Genomic DNA, 19061 nt, shown 5'->3' on the forward strand with positions numbered 1-19061 from the left:
ATATTTACTTGCAAGAATTTATAATTTCTCTATTTCAAAAGGTGCAAAATTTTTACAAAAAATTTCAAATTCTTGCTCCTCTTTTTCATTTAATTTGATATGTAATATAGCTTTGCAATCCTTAAAATCTTTTGTGAAATTAAAAGAATAAGTTTTTAAAAAATGTTCAAAACGATTTAAATTTTTTAAATCAATAGCAATGGTTGTATTTTTTTTCAATTCGAATGAAAGTAAAGAAGAATTATTTATCACAGCATTTGCTGCATCGCTATAAGCTCTTACAAGTCCCCCTGTACCAAGTTTTATACCGCCAAAATATCTTACAGTGATTAAAGCCGCATTGATAAGATCATAGCCCCTTAGAACATTTAAAGTTGGCATTCCAGAAGTTCCTTTAGGCTCTCCATCATCACTTTTATCTTCTACAATTTGATTGAAATCATTTAAAACACGATAAGCATAGACAAAATGAACGGCTTTTGGATGTTCTTTTTTTAGTGTTTCTATTAAAAATTTAAAATCTTTAAAAGGGCAAAGAAAAGATAAGAAAGTAGATTTTTTAATATCGATTTGTGTTTGAAAAATTTGATCAATAGTTTGCATTTTTGCCTTCTTTTATTTAAAATTATACTTATAAAAACTAAAATCAATTTGATGTTAATTTTTAAGATATTTGATATTTGTATGATTTGCATTGATATTTTAAGTTTAATTTTGTAAAATTTTCATTATGGAAAAAATCAAAAATTATAAACTTATCATCATTTTACTTAGTCTTGATTTGTTGGCTTTGCTTTATGGAACTTCAACACTGAGTATTAGTGCTGATGAAGCTGATATTTATTTTGGTGAGCAGGGTAAATCACTTATTTTTTCTCATAGTTTGCTTTATTATATATCTCATTTTGGAACTTTTATTTTTGGGCAAAATGATTTTGGTTTAAGGCTTCCTTTTTTATTTTTTCATTTTTTAAGTTGTTTGCTTTTGTATTTGCTAGCTTTAAAATATACTAAAACTAAAATTGATGCTTTTTTTTCTTTATTGTTATTTGTTTTATTGCCGGGTACTGTTGCAAGTGCTTTACTGGTTAATGCCGCATCTTTGGTGATTTTTTTAACCCTTGCTATATTATGTGCTTACGAATATGAAAAAAAATGGCTTTTTTATATATTATTGATTATAGTATTATTTGTTGATAAATCTTTTAATATTTTATTTTTAACTTTTTTCTTTTTTGGGATTTATAAAAGAAATGCTATTTTATTTACCTTATCTCTTGTTTTGTTTGGAGCGAGTATCAGTTTTTATGGTTTTGATACAGGTGGTCGTCCAAGAGGTTATTTTTTAGATACCTTAGGAATTTTTGCTGCATGTTTTTCTCCTTTGGTTTTTGTGTATTTTTTTTATACTATTTATCGTTTGACTTTTCAAAAATATAAAAATTTATTATGGTTTTTAATGAGCGTAACATTTGTATTTTGTTTGTTGCTTTCTTTAAGACAAAAACTTTTTTTAGATGATTTTTTGCCTTTTTGTGTTATTTGCACTCCTTTGCTTATAAAAACTTTAATGCAAAGTTATAGGGTGAGATTACTAGTTTTTCGATTAAGGTATAAAATCTTTATAGAATGTTCTATAATTTTTTTGATATTTTGTTACTTTTTAATCGTCGCTAATCAATTATTGTATTATTTTATAAACAATCCAAATCGTCATTTTGCCAATAATTATCATTTTGCTAAAGAATTGGCACTAGAATTAAAAAAACAAGATGTTTTAGAGCTTGCAACAGCCCCAAGTTTGCAAAAAAGATTGCGATTTTATGGAATAAAAAATAGCAATAAGTTTTATTTAAAAGCTTTAAAACAAGCCGATAAGCATGATATGGACAAAAAAATTGTTAAAGTAAAACTTGGAAAATATGAAAAAGTATATCAGATTTTAAACTATGATTAAAGCTTTCAGTTTGTTGGAATTTGTGTTTATAATTCTCATTTTAGGTATAGTTTTTAATTTAGGCAGTCTTTACTTAAAAAAAGACAATCTACTAGAAGGTGCGATACAAATTCTTAATGATATCCAATATACCCAAAGTTTAGCCATGATGCAAGAAGGTATAAGAGTTGATGAGTTGACTATTGCAAAAAGAGAGTGGTTTAAAAGTAAATGGCAGATTTATTTTATAAAATCAGCTGCCACAGGTTATGATCAAACATATACTATTTTCTTGGATAAAAATGGCGATGGAAATGCTAATTTAGGTAAAACTGAAATCAATATAGATAGAGAAATTGCTGTTGATGTAATCAATCATAACAAATTAATGAATTCAGGTCAAAGTGGAGTTATTAGTAAAGATGATGAAAAAACTACACAAAGATTTAATCTTACAAAAAGATTCGGAATAGAAAAGGTTGAATTCAAAGGATCTTGTTCAGGATTTACTAGATTAGTATTTGATGAAATGGGCAGAGTGTATTCTCCGTTAAAAAATGCCAATTATGCCTATGAAAAAACTTTAGCAAAGAATAATTCAGATTGCATTATACGTTTGTTATCAAAAAAGCATGCTCTTTGTATCGTTATAGATACGCTTAGCGGTTATGTTTATATTCCAGATTTTAAAACACTTAAAAGTCAATTTGTTAATATAAAAAATAAAAATTACGAGTGCTCTAAAATATAGCCCCCATTATACTTATATAAATACTTACACAAATATTTATACTATTTAATCCTTTATTTAATCCCCTTTTAAGTTTAATTGGTTATACTTTCATTTCCTTTTTTGAAAAAAGGACTTAAAATCTTTTAAATTATAAAGTTTCACTAGCTTAGTAGATTTTATAAATTAACTCTTTTGGTTTTTGTCTTATAAACTAAAAGCTTTTTTATAAATCTTGTTTTTTAATTTAAAAACTTTTCTTTTAAAAATGATTTTTTGTTTTGTTCTTTTAAATTAGTATTGTTATTCAAATCTTATTAGTCAATCTTTGAAATCTAAATAAGTGATCGATTGAGCCAGAACAGATTTAGGCATAAGCAATTATGTAAAATCTATTCAATCTAATAATTAAAAAGATTAAAAACTTTTCTTTTAATCTTTCATAACTTTTTCTTTGAAGAAAAAGATTAAACTATCTATAATTTTTTATGGAGAGTTTGATCCTGGCTCAGAGTGAACGCTGGCGGCGTGCCTAATACATGCAAGTCGAACGATGAAGCTTTTAGCTTGCTAGAAGTGGATTAGTGGCGCACGGGTGAGTAAGGTATAGTTAATCTGCCCTACACAAGAGGACAACAGTTGGAAACGACTGCTAATACTCTATACTCCTGCTTAACACAAGTTGAGTAGGGAAAGTTTTTCGGTGTAGGATGAGACTATATAGTATCAGCTAGTTGGTAAGGTAATGGCTTACCAAGGCTATGACGCTTAACTGGTCTGAGAGGATGATCAGTCACACTGGAACTGAGACACGGTCCAGACTCCTACGGGAGGCAGCAGTAGGGAATATTGCGCAATGGGGGAAACCCTGACGCAGCAACGCCGCGTGGAGGATGACACTTTTCGGAGCGTAAACTCCTTTTCTTAGGGAAGAATTCTGACGGTACCTAAGGAATAAGCACCGGCTAACTCCGTGCCAGCAGCCGCGGTAATACGGAGGGTGCAAGCGTTACTCGGAATCACTGGGCGTAAAGGGCGCGTAGGCGGATTATCAAGTCTCTTGTGAAATCTAATGGCTTAACCATTAAACTGCTTGGGAAACTGATAGTCTAGAGTGAGGGAGAGGCAGATGGAATTGGTGGTGTAGGGGTAAAATCCGTAGATATCACCAAGAATACCCATTGCGAAGGCGATCTGCTGGAACTCAACTGACGCTAAGGCGCGAAAGCGTGGGGAGCAAACAGGATTAGATACCCTGGTAGTCCACGCCCTAAACGATGTACACTAGTTGTTGGGGTGCTAGTCATCTCAGTAATGCAGCTAACGCATTAAGTGTACCGCCTGGGGAGTACGGTCGCAAGATTAAAACTCAAAGGAATAGACGGGGACCCGCACAAGCGGTGGAGCATGTGGTTTAATTCGAAGATACGCGAAGAACCTTACCTGGGCTTGATATCCTAAGAACCTTTTAGAGATAAGAGGGTGCTAGCTTGCTAGAACTTAGAGACAGGTGCTGCACGGCTGTCGTCAGCTCGTGTCGTGAGATGTTGGGTTAAGTCCCGCAACGAGCGCAACCCACGTATTTAGTTGCTAACGGTTCGGCCGAGCACTCTAAATAGACTGCCTTCGTAAGGAGGAGGAAGGTGTGGACGACGTCAAGTCATCATGGCCCTTATGCCCAGGGCGACACACGTGCTACAATGGCATATACAATGAGACGCAATACCGCGAGGTGGAGCAAATCTATAAAATATGTCCCAGTTCGGATTGTTCTCTGCAACTCGAGAGCATGAAGCCGGAATCGCTAGTAATCGTAGATCAGCCATGCTACGGTGAATACGTTCCCGGGTCTTGTACTCACCGCCCGTCACACCATGGGAGTTGATTTCACTCGAAGCCGGAATACTAAACTAGTTACCGTCCACAGTGGAATCAGCGACTGGGGTGAAGTCGTAACAAGGTAACCGTAGGAGAACCTGCGGTTGGATCACCTCCTTTCTAGAGTACAAAGTAATAAGTCTCACAACTATTACTTCAATATATAAACTCAATTGATTCTTGTTTAGATTTCAAAGATTGATGATAAAGCTAATTGTTTATGGGGAATTAGCTCAGCTGGGAGAGCGCCTGCTTTGCACGCAGGAGGTCAGCGGTTCGATCCCGCTATTCTCCACCATTTATTAAGGGCCTATAGCTCAGCTGGTTAGAGTGCACCCCTGATAAGGGTGAGGTCACAAGTTCAAGTCTTGTTAGGCCCACCATAAAAAAGATTTGAATAAAGAAGCTTTAAAATCTAAAGCAAGTATATAAAGTAGATTAAATATAAAATATAAACTCTAAATACTTAGATTTATTTTTATCTTTAGCTATAAAAGAATATACTTTAGATAGATATAAATAACATATACATTATGTATTTATATTTATAATGATTATATTAATATATATACTTCCTTTAGGTTTTAAACCTAATGTTCTTTTTAATTATCATTGTTAAGAGTCACAAGCAAGTTTTAATAAAAACAATTTTACAGGACTTGTTAAAGGATAAAACCTATTTATCTTTTCTTTAGTTTAACTTAACTTTTAGCTGTCTTTATTTCTATGAATAAAGAGAATATTAGATTTAAGGATTATAAATTAAAGACAAGTTTCAAACTCACAGCTTAGTTGAGACTAAATCATTTAGTTTTATATTAAGTGTTTGAATGCTTTCCGTCTTAAGATAAAGAAGTCTTATCATAAAAACTTTAACAAGGAAGTGATGCGTTTTAGAATCAATAATAAAAGGTAAAAAAGGTAAGCTACTAAGAGCGAATGGTGGATGCCTTGACTGGTAAAGGCGATGAAGGACGTACTAGACTGCGATAAGCTACGGGGAGCTGTCAAGAAGCTTTGATCCGTAGATTTCCGAATGGGGCAACCCAATGTATAGAGATATACATTACCTATATAGGAGCGAACGAGGGGAATTGAAACATCTTAGTACCCTCAGGAAAAGAAATCAATAGAGATTGCGTCAGTAGCGGCGAGCGAAAGCGCAAGAGGGCAAACCCAGTGCTTGCACTGGGGGTTGTAGGACTGCAATATGCAAGAGGTAAGTTTAGCAGAACATTCTGGAAAGTATAACCATAGAGGGTGATAGTCCCGTATGCGAAAAACAAACCTTAGCTAGCAGTATCCTGAGTAGGGCGGGACACGAGGAATCCTGTCTGAATCCGGGTCGACCACGATCCAACCCTAAATACTAATACCAGATCGATAGTGCACAAGTACCGTGAGGGAAAGGTGAAAAGAACTGAGGTGATCAGAGTGAAATAGAACCTGAAACCATTTGCTTACAATCATTCAGAGCCCTATGTAGCAATACAGGGTGATGGACTGCCTTTTGCATAATGAGCCTGCGAGTTGTGGTGTCTGGCAAGGTTAAGCAAACGCGAAGCCGTAGCGAAAGCGAGTCTGAATAGGGCGCTTAGTCAGATGCTGCAGACCCGAAACGAAGTGATCTATCCATGAGCAAGTTGAAGCTAGTGTAAGAACTAGTGGAGGACTGAACCCATAGGCGTTGAAAAGCCCCGGGATGACTTGTGGATAGGGGTGAAAGGCCAATCAAACTTCGTGATAGCTGGTTCTCTCCGAAATATATTTAGGTATAGCGTTGTGTCGTAATATAAGGGGGTAGAGCACTGAATGGGCTAGGGCATACACCAATGTACCAAACCCTATCAAACTCCGAATACCTTATATGTAATCACAGCAGTCAGGCGGCGAGTGATAAAATCCGTCGTCAAGAGGGAAACAACCCAGACTACCAGCTAAGGTCCCTAAGTCTTACTTAAGTGGAAAACGATGTGAAGTTACTTAAACAACCAGGAGGTTGGCTTAGAAGCAGCCATCCTTTAAAGAAAGCGTAATAGCTCACTGGTCTAGTGATTTTGCGCGGAAAATATAACGGGGCTAAAGTAAGTACCGAAGCTGTAGACTTAGTTTACTAAGTGGTAGGAGAGCGTTCTATTTGCGTCGAAGGTATACCGGTAAGGAGTGCTGGAGCGAATAGAAGTGAGCATGCAGGCATGAGTAGCGATAATTAATGTGAGAATCATTAACGCCGTAAACCCAAGGTTTCCTACGCGATGCTCGTCATCGTAGGGTTAGTCGGGTCCTAAGTCGAGTCCGAAAGGGGTAGACGATGGCAAATTGGTTAATATTCCAATACCAACATTAGTGTGCGATGGAAGGACGCTTAGGGCTAAGGGGGCTAGCGGATGGAAGTGCTAGTCTAAGGTCGTAGGAGGTTATACAGGCAAATCCGTATAACAATACTCCGAGAACTGAAAGGCTTTTTGAAGTCTTCGGATGGATAGAAGAACCCCTGATGCCGTCGAGCCAAGAAAAGTTTCTAAGTTTAGCTAATGTTGCCCGTACCGTAAACCGACACAGGTGGGTGGGATGAGTATTCTAAGGCGCGTGGAAGAACTCTCTTTAAGGAACTCTGCAAAATAGCACCGTATCTTCGGTATAAGGTGTGGTTAGCTTTGTATTAGGATTTACTCCGAAAGCAAGGAAACTTACAACAAAGAGTCCCTCCCGACTGTTTACCAAAAACACAGCACTCTGCTAACTCGTAAGAGGATGTATAGGGTGTGACGCCTGCCCGGTGCTCGAAGGTTAATTGATGGGGTTAGCATTAGCGAAGCTCTTGATCGAAGCCCGAGTAAACGGCGGCCGTAACTATAACGGTCCTAAGGTAGCGAAATTCCTTGTCGGTTAAATACCGACCTGCATGAATGGCGTAACGAGATGGGAGCTGTCTCAAAGAGGGATCCAGTGAAATTGTAGTGGAGGTGAAAATTCCTCCTACCCGCGGCAAGACGGAAAGACCCCGTGGACCTTTACTACAGCTTGACACTGCTACTTGGATAAGAATGTGCAGGATAGGTGGGAGGCTTTGAGTATATGACGCCAGTTGTATATGAGCCATTGTTGAGATACCACTCTTTCTTATTTGGGTAGCTAACCAGCTTGAGTTATCCTCAAGTGGGACAATGTCTGGTGGGTAGTTTGACTGGGGCGGTCGCCTCCCAAATAATAACGGAGGCTTACAAAGGTTGGCTCAGAACGGTTGGAAATCGTTCGTAGAGTATAAAGGTATAAGCCAGCTTAACTGCAAGACATACAAGTCAAGCAGAGACGAAAGTCGGTCTTAGTGATCCGGTGGTTCTGTGTGGAAGGGCCATCGCTCAAAGGATAAAAGGTACCCCGGGGATAACAGGCTGATCTCCCCCAAGAGCTCACATCGACGGGGAGGTTTGGCACCTCGATGTCGGCTCATCGCATCCTGGGGCTGGAGCAGGTCCCAAGGGTATGGCTGTTCGCCATTTAAAGCGGTACGCGAGCTGGGTTCAGAACGTCGTGAGACAGTTCGGTCCCTATCTGCCGTGGGCGTAAGAAGATTGAAGAGATTTGACCCTAGTACGAGAGGACCGGGTTGAACAAACCACTGGTGTAGCTGTTGTTCTGCCAAGAGCATCGCAGCGTAGCTAAGTTTGGAAAGGATAAACGCTGAAAGCATCTAAGCGTGAAGCCAACTCTAAGATGAATCTTCTCTAAGCTCTCTAGAAGACTACTAGTTTGATAGGCTGGGTGTGTAATGGATGAAAGTCCTTTAGCTGACCAGTACTAATAGAGCGTTTGGCTTATCTTTAATAAAGCATCACTTCCTTGTTAAGGTTTTTAGAAGACTTTGAATATAGATAATATTTAGAGTTTAATAGAAATCTTTCAAGTAGAGTTTGTATTAAAACTTGCTCTTAACATTGTTTTTTAAGTATTCTATATAAAGACTTATCAAAGATAAGTAAAGAAGAAAGAAAAATAAAAGAAGAAAGAGAATAAAGAAAAAAGTAAAGAAATAAAAGATTAGGCTTTATTCTTAAATTCAGTCTTTCAAAGAATATTTAAATAACAATGTCCGTGATTATACAGATGTGGAAACGCCTTGCTCCATCCCGAACCAAGAAGCTAAGCACATCGTGGGTGATGATACTACGCCTTACTGGCAGGGGGAAAGTAGCTCATTGCGGACTTGTTAAATGTCTTCATTACTTACTTTATATATAAATCCTATGTTTATTTTTATTGTTGTTTTAGATGATACTTAGAATCGTGTTTAAAAAAGAGTTTGCTGCTGGTTAGGGTTTTTAGAGAGAATAGGGTGTTTTTAGGGGTTTGAAAATACTAGAAGGATAAAATTTAAAATTTTCTATGAAAAGTAAAATAAATTAAATTTTATTCACACATTCTTTAAAGACTTTTCCACGCTCTGCGTAAGAGTTGAACTGATCTAAACTTGCACAAGCGGGACTTAAAAGAGCTACTTCATTGACTCTTAAGTGATTTGAAATTTCATTTACAGCTTTAGATAAAACTTCGCATTTATAGGCTTTCAAATTCGCTTTTTTTGCATAATCAAGCATTTTTTCGGTACTAATACCTATAGCATAGAGTTCTATATCAAATCCTTTCATAAAATCAAATAAATTGCTAAGATCTACACCCTTATCATCTCCCCCTATGATAAGATGGATTTTTTTATCTTTATAGCGACTAAGTGCAGCCATTACAGCACTTTCATTTGTAGCTTTAGTGTCATTTACCCAAAGCCTATTTTGACTGTCTTTAAGCTCTTCGAGTTTATTTTTTTCCATTACAAAGCTATTTAAAAGCTTATAGCTTAAAGTATCAAGTAAAATTTTTTCTATAGCTAAAGCCATGATAGCATCGAGTAAAAAAGGACTTTTAAAGGAAATTTTTTCCGTATCAATGCCAAATTTAACAGCTAGATCTTTTTCATCTTCATAGCTTATTTTATGAGCTTTTGTTGGAGTATTTGCATAAATTTTAGGCAGTATTACTACATCACATTCATTCATTCTTTTTAAAACGCTTAGCTTATCTTGAACATAATTATCAAAACTTCCATGCCAAGAAAGATGATCAGGACTTATAGGTAAAAGTGCATAAATTTCAGGTTTAGCTTTATGAGTGTAGTGTAGGGTAAAAGATGAAGTTTCAAGTATCCAAAGTTTTGCATAAGGATTAAGCTCTGCTAAAGGAGTTCCAACATTTCCACCCATAACAGCACCAATGTGTGATAATAAATGTGTAGCCATTTGTGTGGTGGTGGTTTTGCCATTGGTTCCGCTTATCCAAACGGATTTTGGCATGATATCATAAAAAAAGTCATATTCGCTTTGTAAATTTTTTGCTTTTTGAATGAGTTTGTGCTTTGGTGGAAAACCTGGACTAGGAATTTCAATATCGCTTAAATTATCATCAAAATCATTAGGATTTAAAAGTAAATTTCCTAGTGTATCTTTTTTTGTTTCTGTAAAATGATCATCATAAATATCAAAAGGTCCAAATTTATCTACTAAATTTTCAGCAATAGCACGTGTGGTTTTTCCGTATCCAAAAAGTGAAATTTTCATTATCTTAGCTTTATTGATGCAAGTGCAAGCAAATTTGAAAGTAAGGCTATCATCCAAAAACGCACTATAATTTTATTTTCCACCCAGCCAACTTTTTCAAAATGATGATGAATAGGCGCCATTTTAAATACTCTTTTATTAAAAATTTTAAAACTTCCAACTTGTAAAATTACAGAAACAGTTTCAAGAACAAAAACAAAACCTATGAGTAAAAGTAAAATTTCATTTTTGCTAATAACGGCTAAAAATCCTATAAAGCCACCTAAAGCTAAACTTCCACTATCTCCCATAAAAACTTGTGCAGGATAACAGTTGTACCATAAAAATCCCATTAAAGCACCAATTAGCGCTGCACAAATAATCACTACTTCACCAAGTCCTTGAATTTTTGGCAAAAGTAGATATTCACTATAATTTAAATTTCCACTCAAATATAAGAATATCCCTAAAGTAGATAAAGAAAAAATGCCTGGAACTGTAGCTAAGCCATCAAGTCCATCGGTTAAATTTACAGCATTAGAGCTAGAAATTAAAACCAAAATCCAAAAAGCAATGGCAAAAATTTCCATATCAAAAAGAGGGTGTTTATAAAAAGGTATAAAAAGTTCCGTGCTAAGCTCTGAACTAAAATATAAAGGTAAGATGCAGATAAGTCCAGCGATGATTTGTGCTAAAAGCTTCATTCTTGGACTAAGTCCTGAATGATTATCTTTTTTTAGAACTTTGCCTAAATCATCTATGAGTCCTATCAAACAAAAAAGTATCAAACAAAGTAAAGCACTTATAGCAAAAATATTATCAAATTTGATACAAAATAAACTTGCGATTACTGCAGAACTGATGAAAATAAGCCCACCCATGGTTGGAGTATGGCATTTGGTTTTATGAGTTTCTGGGGCGTATTCGTAAATAGGTTGACTAGCATTTTTAGCTTTTGCCCAAGTAATAAATTTAGGCATTAAAAATAAAGACAAACATAAAGCGATAAAAAATGCAAATCCTGCACGCACACTAATATAAGTAAAAAAAGCATAATGACTTAAATCTGAAAGATAATACAAAACCTAGCCTTCTTTTTGGTTTTTAAAAGTTTAATTTTAGTAAAATCTAACCAAAAAAATTCTTATAAAAGAGAGAAAAATGAAGCAAAAATGCGTTTTAATTATTACAGATGGAATAGGGTATAATAAGAATAGTAAGTTTAATGCTTTTGAAGCAGCTAAAAAACCAAGTTATGAAAAGCTTTTTAAGGAAGTCCCAAATTCTTTACTAAAAACGAGTGGTTTAGCTGTAGGTTTGCCAGAAGGGCAGATGGGAAATAGTGAAGTAGGGCATATGTGTATAGGAAGTGGGCGTATTATTTATCAAAATTTAGTGCGTATTAATAAAGCCATTGAAAACAAAGAACTTGAAAAAAATGAGAATTTAAAAAAACTTTTAGCAAAATGTAAAAGAGTGCATATTATAGGGCTTTATAGTGATGGCGGGGTACATTCTATGGATACGCATTTTAAAGCCATGCTTGAAATTTGTGCGAAAAATGGCAATGAAGTTTTTGCTCACGCAATCACTGATGGGCGTGATGTAAGTCCAAAAAGTGGCTTAAATTTCATAAAAGATTTAAAAGAATTTTGTGAAAACTTAGGCGTGCATTTTGCTACGCTTTGTGGGCGTTTTTATGCTATGGATAGAGATAAGCGTTGGGATAGGGTAAAAGAGTATTATGAGTGCTTGTTAGGTAAGGCTTATAAAGTGCCAAATTTATTAGAATACCTACAAAAATCTTACGATGAAAATGTTACTGATGAGTTTATCAAAGCAGCTCAAAATGAGAATTACAAGGGCATGAGAGAAGAAGATGGCATTATCTTTATCAACTTTAGAAATGATAGAATGAAACAACTTGTTGAAGTGTTAAATTCTAAGGATTTTAAAGAGTTTGAACGCGAAAAAATCTTTGAAAATTTACTTACTATGAGTGTTTATGATGATAAATTTAAACTCCCTGTGCTTTTTGAAAAAGAAAAAATTGAAAATACTTTAGCGCAAGTGATTTCTAAAGCAGGGCTTAGTCAGCTTCATACCGCAGAAACCGAAAAATACGCCCATGTAACTTTCTTTTTTAATGGCGGAAAAGAAGAGCTTTTAGAAAATGAAACAAGGGTTTTAATCCCAAGCCCCAAGGTAAAAACTTATGATGAAAAACCCCAAATGAGTGCTTTTGAAGTGTGTGATGCAGTGAAAAAAGGCATAGAAAAGGGTGAGGATTTTATAGTGGTAAATTTTGCAAATGGAGATATGGTTGGACATACAGGTGATTTTAATGCTACTATAAAGGCTGTTGAAGCGGTGGATACTTGTTTAGGCGAGATTTTAGAATGTGCAAAAAAGCATGATTATGCTTTTATCATTACAAGTGATCATGGAAATTGCGAGGCTATGCAAGATGAAAAAGGAAATTTGCTTACCAATCACACCACTTTTGATGTTTTTGTTTTTGTGCAAGCAAGGGGAGTTTCAAAGATTAAAGATAATATGGGGCTGAGTAATATAGCTGCAAGCGTGCTTAAAATTTTAGACTTAGAAATTCCAAAAGAAATGAATGAGGCTTTATTTTAGTTTGTTTGCCTTTTTTATAAGAAATTTGTTAAGATTGCAATTTTTAAAATTAAACTTATTAAGGATAGATAATGAAATTTAGTGGAAAAAATGTTTTAATTACTGGAGCAAGTAAGGGAATAGGTGCTTCTATCGCAAAAACTTTGGCAGGTTTTGGGCTTAAAGTTTGGATCAATTATCGTTCAAAACCTGAACTTGCAGATGCTTTAAAAGATGAAATTATTGCAAGTGGTGGTGTTGCTGCTGTGATTAAATTTGATGCAAGCAAAGAAGATGAGTTTGAAAACGGCGTAAAAACTATAGTTGAGAGTGATGGAGAGTTAAGTTATCTTGTAAATAACGCAGGCGTTACAAATGATAAACTTGCTTTAAGAATGAAATTAGAGGACTTTAGTGGCGTTGTGGATACGAATTTAAGCTCAGCTTTTTTAGGTTGTAGAGAAGCTTTAAAAACCATGAGTAAAAAACGCTTTGGTGCTGTTGTAAATATCGCTTCTATTGTCGGAGAAATGGGCAATGCTGGGCAAGTAAATTATTCTGCTAGTAAGGGTGGAATGATAGCTATGACTAAATCTTTTGCTAAAGAAGGAGCAAGTAGAAATTTACGCTTTAATTGCGTAACTCCAGGTTTTATAAAAAGCGATATGACTGAAGTTTTAAGCAATGAAATCAAACAAACCTATCAAGATAATATCCCTTTAAAACGCTTTGCAGAGCCTAAAGAAGTAGCTAATTGTGTAGCGTTTTTACTTAGTGATTATGCCTCTTATGTGACAGGCGATGTGCTTAAGATCAATGGTGGTTTATATATGTAAGGAAAAATGATGGATTTAAAAGAAATAGCACAATTTTTAGATGATAATGCACCAGCATTTTTAGCCACTTTAGGAACTTGTGGAAATCCTAGAGTGCGTCCTATACAAAGTCCATTGCTTGTGGGAGATAAAATTTATTTTTGCACAGCAAATACAAAAGGACTTTTTAAGCATATAAAAAATTATAATGATATTGAATTTTGTTCTTGTGCAAAAGATGGGACTTTTTTAAGACTTAGAGCTAATGCGGTTTTTGAACCAAATTTAGAAGTTAAAAAAATGATGTTTAAAAAATATCCTTATCTTGTAAATCTTTATGAAACTCCGCAAAATCCAAAATTTGAAGTTTTTTATCTTGATCATTTAAGCGCTAGAATGCAATTTATGAATGGAGAATTTAAGCTTTTTAAGGCTTAATGATTTGATAATTTTATTAACTATATATTAATTAAGATAAATATTATCTTAATTAATATTAACTTTTTGTTATTTTTTTAAGGTATAATCATTCCGTTTAATTTGCAAGGAATAGATTATGATATATTGCAAAAATTTTTTAATATTTATTTTATTATATTCATCTATCTTCTTTGATTACTTATCTTATGCTTTTTTATATTTACTAAATTATAAATTTGTTTTTAATCCATTTTATATTGAAAGGAGAGTTTGTTTTTGGATTTTTGGCATGCGGTTATGTAAGATTGACTTACATTAAAAATTATTATTAATTTTTTTAAATAAGGAGAATGATATGGGTGAATTTTCTAGAAGAGATTTTATAAAAACAGCCTGTATTAGTGTAGGAGCTTTAGCTGCAAGTTCAAGTGGAGTTTATGCTTTAGATGATTCATCTAAGATGGATAAAGATATAAATTTACCTTCTTGCGATGTTTTGGTAATTGGATCAGGTGGAGCAGGTTTGTGTGCTGCAGCCGCAGTGAGAAAAGAAAATCCAAAATTAAGCGTTGTAGTAGCTACAAAGATGATGCCATCGCGTAACGCAACTTGTATGGCAGAGGGTGGAATTAATGGAGTTACTGATTTTTCTAATGGAGATTCCTATAAATTACATGCTTATGATACTATTAAAGGCGGAGCTTATTTGGTAGATCAAGATGCGGCTTTAAAATTTTGCGAATTAGCTGGAAAGGCTATTTTTAATATGGATTTTATAGGAACCTTGTTTTCAAGAAATGAGCAAGGTGGAGTAGCTCAGCGTTTAATGGGAGGAGCTTCTAAGAAACGCTGTAACTATTCTGCAGATAAAACAGGTCATATTTTAATGCATTCTTGTTTAGATGATGCTATTAGTAGTGGTGTGAAATTTTTAATGAATCATGAACTTTTGGATATAGGTGTTGTGGATGGAAAATGCGAGGGTGTCGTTTTAAGAGATATACAAAGCGGTGGAATTTATCCTGTGTTATGCAAAGCTTTGGTGATTGCTACAGGGGGATACACAAGGATATTTTATAATAGAACTTCAACTCCTTTTATTGCCACAGGAGATGGTGTGGCAGCTGCTCTTAGAGCAGGACTTGGTTTTGAAGATCCTGAGATGATACAATTTCACCCAACAGGAGTTGCAAATGGTGGAACTCTTATTACAGAAGCGGCGCGCGGTGAAGGGGGATATCTTTTAAATAATCGTGGTGAGCGTTTTATGAAAAATTACCATGAAAAAATGGAGCTTGCACCGCGAGATGTGGTTGCGCGTGCTATAGAAACAGAAATTCGTGAAGGTAGAGGTTATGGCGAGGGACTTGGAGCTTATGTTTTGTGCGATGTACGCCACTTAGGAAAAGAAAAAATTTTAAAAGATTTACCAAAAATTCGTCACACTGCAATGCTTTTTGAAAATATTGATTTAGTAGATACTCCTGTACCTATCCGTCCAACGGCGCATTATTCTATGGGTGGAATTGAAGTGGCTAAATTTGAAGATATGGGTACTAAAATTGCTGGAATTTATGTAGGTGGAGAAGCTTCTTGCATTTCTATACATGGAGCTAATAGACTAGGGGGAAATTCTTTAGCCGATGCAGTTGTAACAGGGCATTTAGCAGGCATTGGTGCGACAAATTATGCTAAAGATGCAAGTTTTGGAAAAGGGGCAAAAACTCATGAACTTGCTCAAAAATGGCAGGTTAGATTTAAAGAAATTACAAATAATGGCGGAAATGGTCAAGAAATGTATGAATTGCGAGAAGAGCTAGGAAGTCAAAATTGGGATAATATGGGGATTTTTAGAACTCAAGAAAAACTCGATCTTCTAGCAAAAAAATTAGAAGATATACAAGCGAGATATGAAAAAATTCGTATTCCAAATCCTAATGAAGTGATGAATACTGCTTTTACAGATTATGTAGAGCTTGGTAATTTGATTTTACTTTCTCGCTGTGCTTGTTTAGCAGCTAGAAATAGACTTGAAAGCCGTGGGGCTCATACTAGAGAAGATTATCCAAAGCGAGATGATAAAAATTTCTTAAAACATAGCATTGTAAATTTAGAAAATGATGAATTAAAACTTAGTTATAAAGATGTCGTGGTAACTGAGTTTTCACTTGATGGAAGGAGAGTACAATGAAAATTATCATAGATCGTTTTAATGGCAAGGAAAAATATGAACAAAGTTATGATATTGATGATAAGGATATACAAGGAAAAACTCTGCTCTCTCTTTTGCTTTTTATCAAAAAAACAAAAGATATTACTTTAAATTTTACCGCCTCTTGTCAATCTGCAATTTGTGGGGCTTGTGCAGTTCGTGTGAATGGGCATTCTTATCTTGCTTGTGATACTAAAATGCAAGATTTGTTAAAAGAATATGATAATCCTTCAAGTATACGCATTTCTCCGCTTGGAAATTTTAGAGTAATTTCTGATTTAATTGTGGATTGGGAACCTTCTATAGAAAATTTAAGAAAAATTCGTCCTGCCATGGTGGCAAAAAATGAATTTTCAGCGGAAAAGGGCTGTAAACAAAGTCAAGAAGAATTTGATCGTATTAGCAAGCAATGGGATTGTATTTTATGTGGTAGCTGTGCTTCAGAGTGTAATAAATTAGAAGCAGATAGTAGCGATTATATGCAACCTTTTGTTTTTACTCATGTTTGGCGTGCAGCGGCGGACTCTCGAGGTAAGGATCCTATGTTGCATGTAAAACCCAGCGTAATGAATGGACTTTGGCTTTGTGTTCATTGTCAAGAGTGCGCTGATCGTTGTCCAAAGGGTATAAGTTCAGTAAGTGATATAGCAAATTTAAGAGTGATGGCGATTAAAAAAGGTTTAAATGAAGGCTTAGGGCCTGATCATGCTGAAGCTTTTTATAAAGATTTAGTTGAAGGTTCAGGACGCTTGAATGAAATTTATCTTGCTTTGCGTTCTGAGGGTGTTATAGGTTCTATGGGTAAAACAGATATAGCTTTTAAACTTATGCGTGCAGGAAAAATGAATCCTATGCATGTTTTTGGCGAGGGTGAAATAGAAGGGTATAAAGATTTGGTTAAAATGATAAAGGCGGCACAAGAAGCTGCTGTTAAGGAGTAAAATATGCAAAAAGAGTACGCTTTTTTTCCAGGTTGTGTTTTATCTCAAGCTGCAAAAGAATCTAAAATTTCACTTGAAGCTATTGCACCTATTTTGGGTTGGAAGTTGAATGAAATTAAGGGGTGGAGTTGTTGTGGGGCTTCTCAAGCGCAGTGTGTTGATCCTATTGCGACTTTGGTAGCTAATGCAAGAAATATTGCTTTAGCAGAAGAGATGAAAATGCCAATGCTTACAACTTGTAGTACTTGTATGCTAACTTTAACTAAAGCAAAAAATACTCTTGATAAGGGTGCAAAAGAACGCATCAATATTTTTTTAGCACAAGGTGGAATGAAATATCAAGGTTCAACGCCTATTACAAGTCTTTTGTGGGAGCTTTATGAGGATTTGGATAATTTAAAAAGCAAGGTGAAAAAGCCGCTTTCAAATTTAAAAGTAGCTTTATTTTATGGTTGCCATAGTTTAAGACCTGAAGATGCTTTCGGTAAAAAAGAAAGTTCAACCAATCCAAAAAGTTTTGAAAGTGTAGTAGAAGTTTTAGGGGCTAAAATAGTTCCTTTTGAAAAACGCCTTGATTGTTGTGGTTTTCATGCTTCTTATCCTGCAGAAAAATCTGTGAAAAAAATGTCTAGTCAAATTGTCAATAATGCAAGTGAAAATCAAGCTGATTGTGTTGTAACACCTTGTCCACTTTGTCAAATGCAGCTTGATATCTATCAAGAAAGATTTCAAGATTATACTAATTCTAAAGCAAGATTGCCTATTATTCATTTATCACAATTAGTAGGACTTGCATTAGGACTTTCTAAAGAAATGGTTGGTTTAGATTATAATATTATTGATGCAAGTAAAATTGCATAAAAACATGGGCAAAAAGCCCATGTTTAAAGATTTAATTCCATTCTTAAAGAATGCTCCCAAAAAGCCACTTCTAAGCGTGTTACAGTATGAAAAATTTCGCTGAGTTTTTGGAATTTTTGTGCACCAACACTTGAAGTATAAGAATTAACAAAATCTTCAAATTCTTTAGCTTCATTTTGAAAATTTTCACTTCCATAGGTCAAAATCCATTCCTTGTAAGGATGATCTTTTAAATTTTCATTTTTTAAACGATTTATAATTTCAGCACCTATTTTTGCATAGCCTATAGCGCAAGCACTAAGAGCAACTAACATATCTAAAAAATCTCCATTTTCACCTACGCTTAACATATAACGCGAATAGGCTATATTGACTAAACTTTCATCTTTTATATCGAGTTCATCTGCATTAATGCCAAGAGATAAAATTGCACGATGAAGTTCCATTTCTCCTTCAACTATATAATTTTGAAATTTCATAGCAAAACGAAGTTCTTTTGCAGTATTTGAGTTAAGTGCTAATCTTGCATAACATTTTGCGTAATTAAGCAAATAAATATAATCTTGCTTGAGATAAAAAAGAAAATTTTCTTGCTTTAGGCTTTTATCTTCCAATTTTTTAACAAAATCATGATGTAGATAAGCATTCCAAATTTTTTGATTTTCTTTGATTAAATTAGAGAAAAGCATCATTTTTCCTTTATGTTTTAATATTTTATTTTCAAGTATAATGAAAAACTATAAATATTTTAAGCTTTTTATAGTAAAATACGCTTTATTTTAATTTTTTAAAGGAGAACAAATGGCAACATTTGATGATGTAAAAGCAGTAGTAGTAGAGCAATTAAGTATTGATGCAGATGCAGTTAAAATGGAATCAAAAATTATTGAAGATTTAGGTGCTGATTCTTTAGATGTTGTAGAGCTTATTATGGCTTTAGAAGAAAAATTTGAAGTAGAAATTCCAGATAGTGATGCTGAAAAATTAATTAAAATTGAAGATGTTGTAAATTATATTGACAATCTAAAAAAATAATTTTTTTTCTTGCAAGGAGCTTA

General features: G+C 34.6%; 14 protein-coding genes, 2 tRNA genes and 3 rRNA genes. 15 read left to right on the plus strand and 4 right to left on the minus strand.

All coding sequences use genetic code 11. The features are described 5' to 3' along the window. Positions 1-18 precede the first annotated feature (18 nt). Entirely contained in the window at positions 19-603 is a 585-nt protein-coding gene (locus tag FBF02_RS02070; protein WP_002858665.1) for a YigZ family protein, read from the minus strand. 127 nt (positions 604-730) lie between these two features. Here FBF02_RS02070 and FBF02_RS02075 point away from each other — a divergent pair, with 127 nt between their 5' ends. The 7 genes from FBF02_RS02075 to rrf all read left to right on the plus strand — a co-directional run bounded on the left by FBF02_RS02075 (position 731) and on the right by rrf (position 8752). Beyond that, positions 731-1957 carry a membrane protein gene (locus FBF02_RS02075; RefSeq protein ID WP_002858667.1) on the plus strand — a complete coding sequence of 409 codons (1227 nt, stop codon included), beginning with the start codon at positions 731-733 and terminating at the stop codon, positions 1955-1957. After that, positions 1950-2687: a hypothetical protein gene (locus FBF02_RS02080; RefSeq protein ID WP_002868719.1), complete on the plus strand. Its 738-nt coding sequence runs from the start codon at positions 1950-1952 to the stop codon at positions 2685-2687. Before FBF02_RS02075 ends, FBF02_RS02080 begins: the two co-directional genes overlap by 8 nt. A gap of 464 nt (positions 2688-3151) precedes the next feature. Then, positions 3152-4664, plus strand: a 16S ribosomal RNA gene (locus FBF02_RS02085). A gap of 102 nt (positions 4665-4766) precedes the next feature. Then, a tRNA-Ala gene (locus tag FBF02_RS02090) sits at positions 4767-4842 on the plus strand. 8 nt (positions 4843-4850) lie between these two features. Then, positions 4851-4927: transfer RNA gene (locus tag FBF02_RS02095), tRNA-Ile, on the plus strand. Positions 4928-5463: 536 nt separating this feature from the next. Next, a 23S ribosomal RNA gene (locus FBF02_RS02100) occupies positions 5464-8370 on the plus strand. 265 nt (positions 8371-8635) lie between these two features. Further along, positions 8636-8752: ribosomal RNA gene (gene rrf, locus FBF02_RS02105) — 5S ribosomal RNA — on the plus strand. Together the 16S, 23S and 5S rRNA genes with 2 tRNA genes alongside form the textbook arrangement of a ribosomal RNA operon. 195 nt (positions 8753-8947) lie before the next feature. Here rrf and murD read toward each other — a convergent pair. Together murD and mraY are read right to left on the minus strand one after the other, a co-directional pair. Beyond that, the gene (gene murD / locus FBF02_RS02110) at positions 8948-10156 is read right to left on the minus strand and encodes a UDP-N-acetylmuramoyl-L-alanine--D-glutamate ligase (protein ID WP_002858617.1); all 1209 of its coding nucleotides are present in this window, start codon (positions 10154-10156) and stop codon (positions 8948-8950) included. Further along, positions 10156-11217, minus strand: a complete 1062-nt coding sequence (gene mraY / locus FBF02_RS02115) for a phospho-N-acetylmuramoyl-pentapeptide-transferase (protein WP_002858494.1) — start codon at positions 11215-11217, stop codon at positions 10156-10158. The genes murD and mraY overlap by 1 nt, the downstream gene beginning before the upstream one ends. Before the next feature lie 79 nt (positions 11218-11296). On the opposite strand from mraY, the gene gpmI reads away from it, so the two are divergent. From gpmI to sdhE, 7 genes are all read left to right on the plus strand, one after another. Next, entirely contained in the window at positions 11297-12775 is a 1479-nt protein-coding gene (gpmI, locus tag FBF02_RS02120; RefSeq protein WP_002858599.1) for a 2,3-bisphosphoglycerate-independent phosphoglycerate mutase, read from the plus strand. Beyond that, entirely contained in the window at positions 12759-12857 is a 99-nt protein-coding gene (locus tag FBF02_RS09195) for a hypothetical protein (RefSeq protein ID WP_002869268.1), read from the plus strand. Before gpmI ends, FBF02_RS09195 begins: the two co-directional genes overlap by 17 nt. Then, positions 12847-13590 (plus strand): 3-oxoacyl-ACP reductase FabG, encoded by a 744-nt coding sequence (fabG, locus tag FBF02_RS02125; RefSeq protein WP_168940566.1) that lies wholly within the window; start codon positions 12847-12849, stop codon positions 13588-13590. The genes FBF02_RS09195 and fabG overlap by 11 nt, the downstream gene beginning before the upstream one ends. Before the next feature lie 6 nt (positions 13591-13596). Further along, positions 13597-14007: a pyridoxamine 5'-phosphate oxidase family protein gene (locus tag FBF02_RS02130; RefSeq protein ID WP_010891857.1), complete on the plus strand. Its 411-nt coding sequence runs from the start codon at positions 13597-13599 to the stop codon at positions 14005-14007. A 337-nt stretch (positions 14008-14344) separates the two neighbouring features. Beyond that, positions 14345-16180: an 8-methylmenaquinol:fumarate reductase flavoprotein subunit gene (gene sdhA, locus FBF02_RS02135; RefSeq protein WP_002858522.1), complete on the plus strand. Its 1836-nt coding sequence runs from the start codon at positions 14345-14347 to the stop codon at positions 16178-16180. Continuing rightward, positions 16177-17142, plus strand: coding sequence for an 8-methylmenaquinol:fumarate reductase iron-sulfur subunit (gene sdhB, locus FBF02_RS02140; protein ID WP_002858567.1), 966 nt, complete (start codon positions 16177-16179; stop codon positions 17140-17142). Before sdhA ends, sdhB begins: the two co-directional genes overlap by 4 nt. 3 nt (positions 17143-17145) lie before the next feature. Beyond that, a complete protein-coding gene (gene sdhE / locus FBF02_RS02145; RefSeq protein WP_002855106.1) occupies positions 17146-18003 on the plus strand; it encodes an 8-methylmenaquinol:fumarate reductase membrane anchor subunit in 858 nt (285 codons plus the stop codon). 23 nt (positions 18004-18026) lie between these two features. Here sdhE and tenA read toward each other — a convergent pair whose 3' ends face one another. Beyond that, positions 18027-18695 (minus strand): thiaminase II, encoded by a 669-nt coding sequence (gene tenA, locus FBF02_RS02150; RefSeq protein WP_002864183.1) that lies wholly within the window; start codon positions 18693-18695, stop codon positions 18027-18029. Between the two features lie 109 nt (positions 18696-18804). Between tenA and acpP the strand changes: the two genes are divergently transcribed. After that, complete coding sequence (gene acpP / locus FBF02_RS02155) at positions 18805-19038, plus strand: acyl carrier protein (RefSeq protein WP_002854831.1); 234 nt, start codon at positions 18805-18807, stop codon at positions 19036-19038. Positions 19039-19061 lie beyond the last annotated feature (23 nt).

The sequence above is a fragment of the Campylobacter sp. CFSAN093226 genome (assembly GCF_012897595.1).
Taxonomy (GTDB): domain Bacteria; phylum Campylobacterota; class Campylobacteria; order Campylobacterales; family Campylobacteraceae; genus Campylobacter_D; species Campylobacter_D jejuni.

Coding starts and splice junctions, on each gene's coding strand:
- FBF02_RS09195 (WP_002869268.1), top strand. CDS start 12,759: ATGAGGCTTTATTTTAGTTTGTTTGCCTTTTTTATAAGAAATTTGTTA.
- fabG (WP_168940566.1), top strand. CDS start 12,847: ATGAAATTTAGTGGAAAAAATGTTTTAATTACTGGAGCAAGTAAGGGA.
- sdhB (WP_002858567.1), top strand. CDS start 16,177: ATGAAAATTATCATAGATCGTTTTAATGGCAAGGAAAAATATGAACAA.
- tenA (WP_002864183.1), bottom strand. CDS start 18,695: ATGATGCTTTTCTCTAATTTAATCAAAGAAAATCAAAAAATTTGGAAT.
- acpP (WP_002854831.1), top strand. CDS start 18,805: ATGGCAACATTTGATGATGTAAAAGCAGTAGTAGTAGAGCAATTAAGT.
- murD (WP_002858617.1), bottom strand. CDS start 10,156: ATGAAAATTTCACTTTTTGGATACGGAAAAACCACACGTGCTATTGCT.
- sdhA (WP_002858522.1), top strand. CDS start 14,345: ATGGGTGAATTTTCTAGAAGAGATTTTATAAAAACAGCCTGTATTAGT.
- sdhE (WP_002855106.1), top strand. CDS start 17,146: ATGCAAAAAGAGTACGCTTTTTTTCCAGGTTGTGTTTTATCTCAAGCT.
- FBF02_RS02130 (WP_010891857.1), top strand. CDS start 13,597: ATGATGGATTTAAAAGAAATAGCACAATTTTTAGATGATAATGCACCA.
- gpmI (WP_002858599.1), top strand. CDS start 11,297: ATGAAGCAAAAATGCGTTTTAATTATTACAGATGGAATAGGGTATAAT.
- FBF02_RS02075 (WP_002858667.1), top strand. CDS start 731: ATGGAAAAAATCAAAAATTATAAACTTATCATCATTTTACTTAGTCTT.
- FBF02_RS02080 (WP_002868719.1), top strand. CDS start 1,950: ATGATTAAAGCTTTCAGTTTGTTGGAATTTGTGTTTATAATTCTCATT.
- FBF02_RS02070 (WP_002858665.1), bottom strand. CDS start 603: ATGCAAACTATTGATCAAATTTTTCAAACACAAATCGATATTAAAAAA.